Source organism: Bradyrhizobium sp. CIAT3101 (assembly GCF_029714945.1).
Lineage (GTDB): Bacteria > Pseudomonadota > Alphaproteobacteria > Rhizobiales > Xanthobacteraceae > Bradyrhizobium.
The window spans coordinates 279,072-291,450 of record NZ_CP121634.1 but is presented as its reverse complement, the minus strand read 5'-3'; the positions used below and the strand labels follow the sequence as shown (position 1 = coordinate 291,450).

General features: G+C 66.1%; 12 protein-coding genes. 3 read left to right on the top strand and 9 right to left on the bottom strand.

From position 1 onward, the window contains the following. Positions 1 to 44 precede the first annotated feature (44 nt). The 5 genes from QA645_RS01205 to rsmI form a co-directional block, all read right to left on the bottom strand. A complete protein-coding gene (locus QA645_RS01205; RefSeq protein WP_283053623.1) occupies positions 45 to 1,559 on the bottom strand; it encodes a type II and III secretion system protein family protein in 1,515 nt (504 codons plus the stop codon). Between the two features lie 10 nt (positions 1,560 to 1,569). Next, complete coding sequence (gene cpaB / locus QA645_RS01200) at positions 1,570 to 2,391, bottom strand: Flp pilus assembly protein CpaB (protein WP_254127361.1); 822 nt, start codon at positions 2,389 to 2,391, stop codon at positions 1,570 to 1,572. A 448-nt stretch (positions 2,392 to 2,839) separates the two neighbouring features. Further along, positions 2,840 to 3,784 carry a glutathione synthase gene (gene gshB, locus QA645_RS01195; protein ID WP_254127357.1) on the bottom strand — a complete coding sequence of 315 codons (945 nt, stop codon included), beginning with the start codon at positions 3,782 to 3,784 and terminating at the stop codon, positions 2,840 to 2,842. Between the two features lie 10 nt (positions 3,785 to 3,794). Then, positions 3,795 to 4,196 (bottom strand): YraN family protein, encoded by a 402-nt coding sequence (locus QA645_RS01190; RefSeq protein WP_283047656.1) that lies wholly within the window; start codon positions 4,194 to 4,196, stop codon positions 3,795 to 3,797. Beyond that, on the bottom strand, positions 4,183 to 5,133 hold the full coding sequence (rsmI, locus tag QA645_RS01185) for a 16S rRNA (cytidine(1402)-2'-O)-methyltransferase (protein WP_283047654.1): 951 nt from the start codon (positions 5,131 to 5,133) through the stop codon (positions 4,183 to 4,185). Before rsmI ends, QA645_RS01190 begins: the two co-directional genes overlap by 14 nt. A 339-nt stretch (positions 5,134 to 5,472) precedes the next feature. Here rsmI and QA645_RS01180 point away from each other — a divergent pair, with 339 nt between their 5' ends. Continuing rightward, positions 5,473 to 6,708 (top strand): penicillin-binding protein activator, encoded by a 1,236-nt coding sequence (locus QA645_RS01180; RefSeq protein ID WP_254127354.1) that lies wholly within the window; start codon positions 5,473 to 5,475, stop codon positions 6,706 to 6,708. Positions 6,709 to 6,824: 116 nt separating this feature from the next. Here QA645_RS01180 and hemW read toward each other — a convergent pair whose 3' ends face one another. From hemW to rph, 3 genes are read right to left on the bottom strand one after another with little or no spacing between them, the layout of a single operon-like run. Continuing rightward, complete coding sequence (hemW, locus tag QA645_RS01175) at positions 6,825 to 8,009, bottom strand: radical SAM family heme chaperone HemW (protein ID WP_283053622.1); 1,185 nt, start codon at positions 8,007 to 8,009, stop codon at positions 6,825 to 6,827. A 16-nt stretch (positions 8,010 to 8,025) separates the two neighbouring features. Beyond that, positions 8,026 to 8,661 carry an RdgB/HAM1 family non-canonical purine NTP pyrophosphatase gene (rdgB, locus tag QA645_RS01170; RefSeq protein WP_283047652.1) on the bottom strand — a complete coding sequence of 212 codons (636 nt, stop codon included), beginning with the start codon at positions 8,659 to 8,661 and terminating at the stop codon, positions 8,026 to 8,028. Positions 8,662 to 8,672: 11 nt separating this feature from the next. Further along, positions 8,673 to 9,386 (bottom strand): ribonuclease PH, encoded by a 714-nt coding sequence (gene rph / locus QA645_RS01165; RefSeq protein WP_148777231.1) that lies wholly within the window; start codon positions 9,384 to 9,386, stop codon positions 8,673 to 8,675. Positions 9,387 to 9,567: 181 nt separating this feature from the next. On the opposite strand from rph, the gene hrcA reads away from it, so the two are divergent. Both hrcA and grpE read left to right on the top strand, forming a co-directional pair. Further along, on the top strand, positions 9,568 to 10,656 hold the full coding sequence (gene hrcA, locus QA645_RS01160) for a heat-inducible transcriptional repressor HrcA (protein WP_283047649.1): 1,089 nt from the start codon (positions 9,568 to 9,570) through the stop codon (positions 10,654 to 10,656). 98 nt (positions 10,657 to 10,754) lie between these two features. Continuing rightward, a complete protein-coding gene (grpE, locus tag QA645_RS01155) occupies positions 10,755 to 11,360 on the top strand; it encodes a nucleotide exchange factor GrpE (protein ID WP_254127349.1) in 606 nt (201 codons plus the stop codon). Between the two features lie 145 nt (positions 11,361 to 11,505). Here the strand turns inward: grpE and pncA are convergent, their stop codons facing one another. Then, positions 11,506 to 12,228, bottom strand: a complete 723-nt coding sequence (gene pncA, locus QA645_RS01150; protein WP_283047646.1) for a bifunctional nicotinamidase/pyrazinamidase — start codon at positions 12,226 to 12,228, stop codon at positions 11,506 to 11,508. Positions 12,229 to 12,379: the final 151 nt, after the last annotated feature.

Here is a 12,379-nt window from a genome sequence, read left to right as displayed (position 1 = left end):
CATCCCCCTTGCCCGTATCTCGCCCGGTCCCCGAACCGTTGGTGTCAGTCGATGATGAAGCCGAAATCACCGGCATTGCCGTCGATCGGATCGACCCGGCGCGCGATGCCGTAGAGGCGGTTCATGCGGCCGAGCAGCGCCGACTGCGCATCGGAGGACGGCGCGAAGCCGTCATCGGGCCGCGACAATTCCTTCTGGGCGACCGCTCGCACCACATAGGGGGTCACGATCACCATCAGCTCGGTCTCGTTGTTGACGAAGTCCTGGCTGCGGAACAGCGCGCCGAGGATCGGCACCTGGTCGACGCCGGGCAGGCCGTTGATGGCCTGCTTGGTCTGCTGCTGGATCAGGCCGGCCATCGCCATCGACCCGCCCGAAGGAATCTCGAGCGTGGTCTCGGCGCGGCGGGTCTGGATCGAGGGAATGGTGATGGAGTTGTTCGCGGTCGACGACACCGCCTGCGTCACGGTGATCGCCTGCTGGTTCGACAGCTCCGAGACCTCGGTCATCACGCGCAGGCTGATCCGGCCCTCGCTGAGCACGACCGGCGTGAAGTTCAGGGAGATACCGAACTTCTTGTAGGAGATCTGGGTGGTACAGACATGCGTGGTCGGATCGCAGGAATAGCCGGCGGGAATCGGGAATTCGCCGCCCGCGATGAAGGTCGCGGATTCACCGGAGATCGCGGTCAGGCTCGGCTCGGCCAGCGTCCGCATCACGCCCGCGCTCTCCATCGCGCGCATGGTGGCGCTGACGGTGGCGACGCCCTTGGCGAGGCCGGCGACGCCGAGCCCGTTGCTGGAGACCAGCGGGCCGCCGGAGACCGAGAACGGGTTGGAATTGTTGAAATTCACCACCGCGGTGCCGGCATTCAGGCTGGCGCTGAGATCGACGCCCAATTGCTTGACGATGTCGCGGCGGACTTCGCCGACGACGACTTTCAGCATCACCTGGTCGCGACCGCGCACGACGATGTTGTTGACGACCTTGTCGGCGCCGCCGACGAGCTTGGCGGCGACGTCGCCGGCCTGCTGGGCCTCGACCGGGCTCGACACCGAGCCGGTCAGCATCACGCTGTCGCCGACGCCTTCGATCTGCACGCCCGGCAGCGATGAGCGCAGCGCCGTGCGCATGCCGTTGAGGTCGCGCTTGACCGCGATGTCGTAGGACGCGACCTGCTGACCGTCGGCGGAGAAGAACACCACGTTGGTCTGGCCGACCTGGCCGCCGATGATATAGGCGCGCTGCGCCGAGCGGATTACCGCATTGGCGATCTTGGGATCAGCCACCAGCACATCCTTGACCTCGCGCGGCAGGTCGATCACGACCGACTTGCCGATGCCGAGCGACAGCGAGCGCATCCGCGCCGGCATGGTCGAAACCGGCGACACGCCGAGGTCCGGCGCCTGCATCGGCGCCTGGTCTCCGACCGGCGCATCCGCAGCACGGACGAGATCGGGGACTGCGACCAGCCCCAGTAACAGCATTGCCCCTGCCCAGATCGAGCCGGCGCGCTTCCCCCGAATGCGCAGGCCCATCCGATTGTCCCCGTAGGTCATCATGTCCCCATCACTTCTGTGACGTCAGTTGTCTCGCTTGCACGCCGTAGCGGATCACGTTCACGCCGTTCGAACGCTGCTTGAATGCCTGGTCCTCGGGCCCGTCTGCGGCGCTCGCATCGGCGATGCTGCGCAGCGCGAGTGTCAGCGTGCCGCCCTGGCGCGAGACCGAGAGCGTCGTGATCTGGTCGGGGCGGAGCTCGAGCGTGACGGTCTTGCCGACCACGGCGTTCTGGCCTTCCTTTTCCTTCGGCGCCTGATCGATCGCGAGCACGCGGATATTGGTCAGGATGACCTCCGACAGGATCAGGTCATTGCCGCCGGTCGAGCCGTTGGTGCCGACACCGTCGGGATTCTTCAGGCGTCGCGTCAGGACGATGTCGACGCGGTCGTTCGGCAGGATGAAGCCGCCGGCCGCGGTCTCGGCTGAAATCTCGGTGGATACGGCCCGCATCCCGGACGGCAGGATCGCGGCCATGAAGCCGGAGCCGTCGGCCCTCACCAGCTTCTGCTCGCGGATCGGCTCGCCCTGCATCAAGGGCACGCGTGCGATCGAGCCGGCGATCTGGGTCTGCGCGTCGGGCCGGTTGTCGCGGCGGATGAAGGCGCTGCTTGCGGTCGATTGCGGCCAGGTCTGCCATTGCAGATCCTCGGCCTTCACGGCCTGGCCGAGCTGAATGTCGGATTTGGCGACGAGCACCTCGACCGTCGGCAGCTTCTCGGCCACCGGGAGCGCGGTCGCGGGTTTGTTGTCGTAGCTGCTCGCCAGATACGCAGCGACGCCGCCGGCGCCCAGCGCGATGACGAGAACCACAATGCGTGCGGTGTTCATACGCTTCTACTCTTACGCGGGGTACGCGAACCGCACGTGGCGGGTTCCCCTGCATCGATGAGTAGGGAGTAAAAGTATAAGGGGTGTTGCGAGACCGAGTGTGATGGTCAGTGATGCTGCTGGTTTTCGGCAGATGGTGAATGCCGCGTTATTCGAACGGCGCCGACTCCGTAGATTCACGCATGCGCGCTCGTGCGTTCGCACGAGGCGCGGGGCGCGTCATGGTGAATGGGTGGTTAGTGATGGGTTGCGGTGGAGGTGAGTCGGAAACAACGCGACACATCACCGACGTCGTCCCTGCGAACGCAGGGACCCATAAGCCCACGGAAAAGTTTGGCGAAGACTCGTCGTTCGGAATGTCGATCGTCCGCAATCGATAGATTCCGCGGTATGGGTCCCCGCGTTCGCGGGAACGACACCGGGGAGATTGCGCGCGCCATGGCCGGCGTTATTTCGCCCGCTTCTGCTCGATCACGTCCCAGATCCTGGCCGCGACGTCCGGGCCTCCGAGGCGGGCGATGGCGCGAATGCCCGTCGGCGAGGTCACGTTGATCTCGGTGAGGTTGCCGTTGATGACGTCGATGCCGACGAACAGCAGGCCGCGCTCGCGCAGCGCAGGGCCGACGGTAGCGCAGATCTCGCGCTCGCGCGGGGTCAGCTCGGTCTCCTTGGCCGCGCCGCCGCGCACCATGTTGGAGCGGAGGTCGTCGGCGGCCGGCACGCGGTTCACCGCGCCTGCGAACTCGCCATTGACCAGGATGATGCGCTTGTCGCCGAGCTTCACCTCGGGGATGAACTGCTGGATCACCCAGGCCTCCTTGAAGGTGACCGAGAACATGTCGAACAGCGAGCCGAAATTCATGTCCTGCGGCATCACGCGGAACACCGCGGCGCCGCCATGGCCGTGCAGCGGCTTCATCACGACGGCGCCGTGCTTGTCGCGGAACGCGTTGATCTCATCGAGGTCGCGCGAGATCAAGGTCGGCGGCATCAGCTGCGGGAAATTCATCACGAACAGCTTTTCGGGTGCGTTGCGCACCGAGGCCGGGTCGTTGACGACCAGCGTCTTCGGATGAATCCGCTCGAGCATGTGCGTCGAGGTGATGTAGGCGAGGTCGAACGGCGGGTCCTGGCGCAGCAGCACCACGTCGAAGCCGTTCAGCGCCTCGCGCCGGGGCTCGCCCAGGGTGAAATGATCGCCGGGCTCGTCGCGTACGGTCAGGAGCTGGACCGGCGCAACGATCTCCTCGCCGACCATCGAAAGCTTGTCGGGCGTGTAATAGGACAGGCCGTGGCCGCGCTTCTGCGCCTCCAGGAGCAGCGCAAAGGTGGAGTCGCCCTTGATGTTGATGCGGGCGATGGGGTCCATCTGGACGGCGACGTTCAGTTTCATGGTCTGCCTTTCAGGTCGAGGCGTCGAATGCCGCCAACACATGGCGTGGAAGTGATCGCGGCGCAATCAGCATGGCGTCGAATCGCAATTCGAATTCCGCATGCTCGGGATGCGTGGCCAGCCAGCCCTGCGCGGCGTCGATGATGCGCCGCTGCTGGCGCGGCGTCACCGCGTAGGCGGCCTCATCGAGGCTGGCACGCGCCTTGACCTCGACGAAGGCGATCAAATTGCGTCGCCGCGCCACGAGGTCGATCTCGCCATGCGGCGTCCGGTAGCGCTTGGCGAGGATGCGGTAGCCCTTTGCCATCAGGAAGGCTGCGGCGCGACTCTCGGCCGAGATGCCGGTGCGGAACGCGGCGACGCGCTCGGGCGAGGCCGGTTTCGGTTCCGTTGCGTCCTTAGTCTTCGCCATCGCCGCCCCGCAAATCCTTTGCGAGCTCGAGCGCGCGGGCATAGACCTCGCGGCGGGGCCGCCCCGAGAGCGCGACCGCGTGCGCGACGGCGTCCTTGACGCTATGCGCGGCGAGCTGCGCGCGCAGGAGATCGTCCAGCGCATCCGCCGTCAGCACGTCGGCATCCGCAGCAGGCGGGCCGATCACCAGCACGAATTCGCCGCGCGTCTCGAGGCTGTCGGCGTCGCGGGCGAGCTCGCTCAGCGTCGCGCGGGAAATCTCCTCGTGCAGCTTTGTCAGCTCACGGCAGATCGCGGCTTCACGCGTGCCCATGATCTCGGCGAGATCGGCGAGAGTGTCCTGCACGCGGTTTCCGGAGTCGAACATCACCAGCGTCGCATCGATGCGGGCGAGCTCAGCCAGGCGCGACCGCCGCGCGGCGGATTTCGCCGGCAGAAAGCCCTCGAAGAAGAAGCGATCGGTCGGTAGCGCGGCGACCGACAGCGCTGCCAGCACGGAGGACGGGCCGGGCAGTGCATAGACCGCATGGCCCGCGGCGCAGACCTCGCGAACCAGCTTGTAACCGGGATCGGAGATCAGCGGCGTGCCGGCATCCGATACCAGCGCGACCGAGCCGCCGGCGGCAAGCGCCTCCAGGATCTTTGGGCGGGCGGCTTCGGCATTGTGCTCATGATATTGCTTGAGCTGCGCCGAGATGTCGTAGCGCTCGGTCAGGCGCCGCGTGATGCGGGTGTCCTCGCAGGCGATGACGTCGACCCCGGCGAGCGTCTGCAGCGCGCGCAGCGTGATGTCGCCGAGATTGCCGATCGGGGTCGCCACCAGATAGAGGCCGGCCGCCGGCTTCGGCACCGCGAGCCGATGGGCGTCGATGGAGAAACCGCGCGGGGCGGCGTCTGGGCCTTCAGGCGTATTTATCGGGGCCGGCTTTGCGCGCATAATGATTCGAACTTAGGCATGATCCCCGGGGCTGGGAACCGGTCCTTCGAAAAAGATCGTGCCAGTTGAGGGGCGAGGAAGGACTGGAATGTGATCCATCCGGCATCACATTCTCACGGGAACGAAGCGTCAGCGCCATATTCGCGGCGGAAAGCCCGCCTTGATGCTGGATGACGGACGGCGAACAGCCAGCCAGGCAGCGAGGGCAGCCGCGTTAAGCGGTCATTATCCTTTTGTTTTGGTTAACTATTTGCCGACAATATGCCTGAATCCGCGGGTTCTGTCGCGGCAAGATTTGCTGTGATCGGCCGGCGACGGACGATCAGAAGAGAAGTTGCAATGGTGGGCCCGCGTGATCTGAAGTCTCCCGTTGAGGGGCCCCGTTTCGCGGGTGCGACCCGGCGGAGTGCGCTTGGCCTGCTGCTCGGCACGCCCCTGCTGTCAGCCTGCGCCGGCGTGCAGCAGAGCCTCAGCCAGTTTTCCAACCCGTTCTCGAGTTCCTCTCCGCCGCCGGCCCAGCCGGCAGGCCCGCCGCAGCAGGCGACCACCGCCGGCACCGGCGGGGTGAAGGTTGCGGTGATCCTGCCGCTGTCGGCCGCGGGCAATGCCGGGCTCGCCGCGCAGTCGATGCGCAACGCTGCCGAGATGGCGCTGGCCGAGTTCCAGAACCCGAACATCCAGCTCCTGATCAAGGACGACAATGGCAGCCCGCAGGGCGCGCAAGCCGGCGCGCAGCAGGCGGTCGACGAAGGCGCCGAGATCATCCTGGGGCCGCTGTTCGCGCAGTCGGTCCCGGCCGTGGCGCAGGTCGCGCGCACGCGGGGCATTTCGGTGATGGCGTTCTCGACGGATTCGAGCGTCGCCGGCCGCGGCGTCTATCTCTTGAGCTTCCTGCCGGAGTCCGACGTCAATCGCATCGTCGAATATTCCTCCAGCATCGGAAAACGTTCCGTCGCCGTGCTCCTGCCCGACAATGCCTATGGCAATGTCGTCGAAGCCGCGGTGAAGGCCGCGGTGCCCAGGCGCGGCGGACGCATCGTCGCATTCGAGAAATACGGCGCCGATCGCGCCACGCCCGCGCGCACTGTCGCGCAACAGCTCGGCAGCGCCGATGCGCTGTTCATTGCCGATGACGGCGATGCCGTCGTCGCGGTCGCGGATGCGATGACGGCCGCGGGCGCGAACTTACGCAACATCCAGCTGCTCGGCACCGGCCTCTGGGACAGCCCGCGGGTCTATGCCAGCCCGAACCTGCAAGGCGGCCTCTACGCCGCGCCGGATCCCGCCGGCTTCCGCGCATTCGCCGGCCGTTACCGCACCAAATACGGCGCCGAGCCGATCCGCACCGCGACACTTGCCTATGACGCGGTCGCACTCGTGGCCGCACTCGCGCGCACGCAGGGCACCACGCGCTTCTCGTCCGACGTGCTCACCAATCCCTCCGGCTTCGCCGGCATCGACGGCCTGTTCCGCTTCCGCGCCGACGGCACCAACGAGCGGGGCCTTGCGGTGATGAAGGTGACGACCGGCGGCGGTGTTGCGGTCGCGGGTTCGCCGAAGAGCTTTGGGGCGTAGTTCAGGACGACGGTGCCGTAGGGTGGGCAAAGGCGCCCTTGCGCCGTGCCCACGATCTCTCTCTATTTCAAAGAATGCGTGGGCACGCTTCGCTTTGCCCACCCTACAAGAGCTCGCTATGCCGCGAGATCCGCGACCACAGCGTCCAGCACCGGGAATCCGCTGCTCGTGACGCGCAAACGGCCCGTTGCATCGACCGTGATCGCGCCTTCCTCGCGCAGCAGCGCGATGCGACCGGGGTCCAGCGGGCGACCTGAGAGCGCCGTGTAACGCTCGGGGTCGATGCCCTCGGCGAGGCGCAATCCCATCAGCAGGAATTCGTCGGCGCGTTCTTCGCTGTTGAGGAGATCGTCGGTGACGACGCCGTGGCCGCTGCTTTCGACGCGCATCAGCCAGGCTTCGGGCCGCTTCTCGGTGGCGGTGGCATGGCGCGCGCCGTCGATGTCGAGGCGGCCATGTGCGCCGGGACCGATGCCGGCATATTCCTCGCCGCGCCAGTACACCAGATTGTGCCGGCACTCGGCGCCGCGCCGCGCGTGATTGGAAATCTCGTAAGCCGGCAGACCGAGCTTGTCGCAGGTCTCCTGCGTCACGTCGTAGAGCGCGCGCGCGACGGCTTCGTCCGGCGTCTTCAGCTTGCCGGCCTGGTGCAGGCCGAAGAACGGCGTGCCTTCCTCGATGGTGAGCTGGTAGAGCGACAGATGCTCGGCCGCTTCATCGATGGCGAGACGCAGCTCGTCGGCCCACATCGCCGGCGTCTGGTCCGGGCGGGCGTAGATCAGGTCGAACGAATAGCGATCGAACGAGCGGCGCGCGATCGCAACGGCATCGAGCGCCTCGCGCGCGCTGTGCATGCGGCCGAGCGCTTTCAGCGAGGCGTCATCCAGCGCCTGCACGCCCAGTGAAACGCGATTGACGCCGGCTGCGCGATAGCCGGCAAAGCGCGTGGCTTCGACACTGGTCGGGTTTGCCTCGAGCGTCACTTCGACGTCATTGGCAACGTTCCAATGCTGGCCGATCGCGTCGAGCACGGCGCCGACGGTCGAAGGCTGCATCAGCGACGGCGTGCCGCCGCCGAGAAAGATCGAGGAGACCTCACGGCCGGGCGCGCGCTGTGCGGTGGTTTCGATCTCGCGGGCGAACGCGGAGGCAAAACGCGCCTCGTCGATCGCGGCGTGGCGGACATGGCTGTTGAAGTCGCAATAGGGACACTTCGACAGGCAGAACGGCCAGTGCACGTAGACGCCAAAAGCTTCAGATTCTTGTTTTGACGCGTTTTCCCGGCGCGAACCGGTGTCCACTTCGCTTGAAAACGCTTTAGCGCGGCTCAAGGCAGATCTCCGCCAGTTTCACGAAGGCGCGGGCGCGGTGCGACAGGCCGAGGCCGAGTGGCGGCAGGCCGTGCTTCTCGATGCTTTCCATCTCGCCGAAGGTGCGCGTGTGACCGTCGGGCAAGAACATCGGATCGTAACCGAAGCCGGCGGTACCGCGCGGCGGCCAGACCATTGTGCCGTCGACGCGCGCCTCGACCTCTTCGAGATGACCGTCGGGCCAGGCGACGCAGAGCGCCGAGACGAAATGCGATTTACGTTTGTCGGGCGTCGTGGCGCCGCGCTCCTGCAACAGGCGCTCGATCTGCGCCATGGCCGCGGCGAAATCCTTGGACGGTCCGGCCCAGCGCGCGCTGTAGATGCCGGGCGCGCCGTCGAGCGCATCGACCACGATGCCGGAATCATCGGCGAAGGATGGAAATCCGGTCGCCTGCGCCGCCGCGATCGCCTTGATCGCGGCATTGCTGCGGAAGTCGTTGCCGGTCTCGTCGGGCTCGGGCAGGCCGAGCTCGCCGGCCGACACCACCTCGATGCCGTGAGGCGCGAGCAGCTCCTTCATCTCGGCGAGCTTGCCGGGATTGTGGGTCGCGATGACGAGCTTTCCGGTGATTCGGCGGTGCATGGGCCTATTGACTACGCGACAGCCAGTTTCTGCAAGTCCACCAGACGCGCGATGCCCTTTTGCGCCAGGGCGATCAGCGCGAGGAACTCGTCCTGCGTGAACGGCTCGCGTTCCGCGGTGCCCTGCACCTCGATGATGCGGCCGTCGCCGGTCATGACGAAATTGGCGTCGGTTTCGGCTTCGGAATCCTCGGCATAGTCGAGATCCAGCACCGGCTTGCCCTGATAGATGCCGCACGAGATCGCGGCGACGTTGTCGCGCATCACGTTGGCCTTGATCATGTTGCGCGTCTTCATCCAGTTGATGCAGTCGGCGAGCGCGACCCAGGCACCGGTGATCGAGGCGGTGCGGGTGCCGCCATCGGCCTGGAGCACGTCGCAATCGACCGTGATCTGGCGCTCACCGAGCGCTTCGAGATCGACGATGGTGCGCAACGAACGCCCGATCAGGCGCTGGATCTCGACGGTGCGGCCGCTCTGCTTGCCGGCGGCCGCTTCGCGGCGGGTGCGTTCGGAGGTCGCGCGCGGCAGCATGCCGTATTCGGCGGTGACCCAGCCGCGGCCCTGGCCCTTCAGCCAGGGCGGCAGGCGGTCTTCCAGGGTGGCGGTGACCAGCACATGGGTGTCGCCGAATTTCACGAGGCAGGAGCCTTCCGCGTATTTGACCACGCCACGCTCAAGCGTCACGGGGCGCAATTCGTCGGGCGCACGGCGGCTTGGCCGCATGGGGAATCCTCCAAAACTCTCGGAAAAGGGCTATTCGCGGTGCTTGTAGGTGGGGTGAGGGTGGGCGGCAAGGGGAAAGGACAAGGCTTTTTCACCCCGGGTTTTCCACCCCGCAAACGCCACGCTTGTCAGAACCCTCGGGGATGGACAAATTATGAGCATCTGAGAGGAGTTACCGTCTGTGGCCCATCACGATCCGATCCATCTGATCGCGCCGCGCGCAGGCCTCGCCCAGCTCAACGAGCGTTCACGCGACATCTTTCGTCAAATTGTCGAAAGCTACCTCGCGACCGGCGAGCCGGTGGGCTCGCGCAACATCTCGCGGCTGATCGCGATGCCGCTGTCGCCGGCCTCGGTCCGCAACGTCATGGCCGATCTGGAACATCTCGGCCTCATCTACGCCCCGCACACGTCTGCCGGCCGGCTACCGACGGAACTCGGCCTGCGCTTCTTCGTCGACGCCTTGATGCAGGTCGGCGATCTCAACGAGGCGGAGCGGCAGTCGATCCAGAGCCAGCTGACCTCCGTCGGTCAGGCCCAATCAGTCGAGGCGGCGCTCGATCAGGCGCTGACGCGGCTGTCGGGTCTCACCCGCACCGCGGCCGTCGTTTTGACGCCGAAATCAAATACAAGGCTGAAGCACATCGAGTTCGTCCGGCTGGAACCCGAAAAGGCACTGGTGATCCTGGTCGGCGAGGATGGCCAGGTTGAAAACCGCGTGCTGGCGCTGCCGCCGGGAGTTCCCTCCTCCGCCATCATCGAAGCCGGCAATTTCCTCAATGCGCGGATTCGCGGCCGGACGCTCGCCGAGGCGCGGCTCGAGCTGGAAACCGCGCTAGGCGAGGCTCGCGCCGAGCTCGATCAATTGACGCAAAAGGTGATCTCGGCCGGGATCGCGAGCTGGTCTGGCGGCGAGAATGAGGACCGCCAGCTCATCGTCCGCGGCCACGCCAATCTGCTGGAGGACCTGCACGCGCTGGAGGATCTCGAGCGCGTTCGCCTGCTGTTCGACGATCTCGAGACCAAGCGCGGCGTCATCGACCTGCTGGGGCGTGCCGAAACCGCCGAGGGCGTCCGGATCTTCATCGGCAGCGAAAACAAGCTGTTTTCGCTGTCGGGGTCCTCCACCATCATCTCGCCCTATCGGGATGCCGCCGGCCGCATCGTCGGCGTTTTGGGCGTGATCGGGCCGACGCGGCTGAATTATGCCCGTGTGATCCCGACCGTGGACTACGCCGCCCGCATCGTCAGCCGCCTGCTGGGGGGCTGACCGGCATTTGAGACGATCACGGGCGCTTGATTTTCAGCGCCCGAAGCACGATATCCGGGCCAGCAAAATCCCGTAAGACCAGTTCGAAAAGAGAGCCGATGACCGATCGAGACCGGCAACCCGAAGACACGACTGCCGCGACCGGCGAGCCCGTGGTGTCGAAACCCTACATCATGCCCGACGACCCCGAGCCGGGTTCGGTGGAATTGCTGCAGAAGGAAGCCGCCGAGGCGCGCGACCGCATGCTGCGGACGCTGGCCGAGATGGAAAATCTGCGCAAGCGCACCGCCAAGGAGGTCGCTGACTCCAAGCTCTATGGCGTCACCGGCTTTGCCCGCGACGTGCTCGACATCGCCGACAACCTTCAGCGCGCGCTCGATGCCGTTCCGGCCGAAGCGCGTGCCGCGGCCGATCCCGGCCTGACCGCGCTGATCGAGGGCGTCGAGCTCACCGAGCGTTCGCTGCTCAACGCGCTGGAAAAGCATGGCGTGAAGAAGTTCGATCCGCAGGGCCAGAAGTTCGATCCGAACTTCCAGCAGGCGATGTACGAGGTGCCGGATGCGTCGGTGCCCGCCGGCACCGTCGTGCAGGTCATGCAGGCCGGCTACACCATCGGCGAGCGCGTGCTGCGCCCGGCGCTGGTCGGCGTCGCCAAGGGTGGCGCCAAGCCTGCGCCGGCCGCGAACAGCAACGAAGCGAACTGAGCGCGCTCTGATCCCTCATGGTGAGGAGGCGCGTCAGCGCCGTCTCGAACCATGCAGGCCCAGCTCTCACGCCTCGGCCTTCATCCTTCGAGACGCGCGCCAAGCGGCGCGCTCCTCAGGATGAGGGTTTGAGAGTTGCCGCGCCTTACGCGCTCACTGCGATGTCCGCAGACTGAATCCGCTTCACGCCGGCCTTGGCCATGTCGGCCCAGGCCTTCGCGAGCGAGCCCTGCGTATCGATGCCGCGGCAGGCGTCTTCCACGACATAGACCTCGAAGCCTGCCTTGCGTGCATCGAGCGCGGTCCAGGCGACGCAGAAATCCGTCGCGAGACCCGCAACGAAGACGCGCTTGATCTTGCGCGACTTCAGATAGGCCGCAAGGCCCGTCGTTGTCTTGCCGTCGGCTTCGAGGAACGCCGAATAGCTGTCGACGTCCTTGTGGAAACCCTTGCGGATGATGAGTTCGGCCTGCGGGATCGAAAGGTCCTTCGACAGCGCCGCGCCGTCGGTGCCCTGCACGCAATGGTCGGGCCACAGCACCTGCTTGCCGTAGGGCAGGTCGATGGTCTCGAACGGCTTCTTGCCGGAATGCACCGATGCGAACGAGACGTGGCCGGGCGTGTGCCAGTCCTGCGTCATCACCACGTTCGAAAACGCTTTCGCCATCTTGTTGATGACGGGCACGACCTGCTCGCCTTCCTTCACCGCGAGGCTGCCGCCGGGCAGGAAGCAGTTCTGCACGTCGATCACGAGCAGCGCGGAGGTGTCATCCGGCTTGATCGAGGCTGCCGCGAAAAGTGCGCTTGGTGCGAGACTCGCGAGCGCCGTGGTCCCCAGCGCCGCCAGGATTTGTCGTCGGTCCAGCATCGTCCACCTCCCCTCAAAGGTTGATCCAATGGAGGGAAGCCTAATTCCGTTCGTGTACGAACAAAAGCCCGAAAATGCAGCCGGCTTTGGCTAGCGGTTGAGCTGCCAGCCCCAACATCGCCTTCGCCGGGACGACACCGAGGGTGCTGGA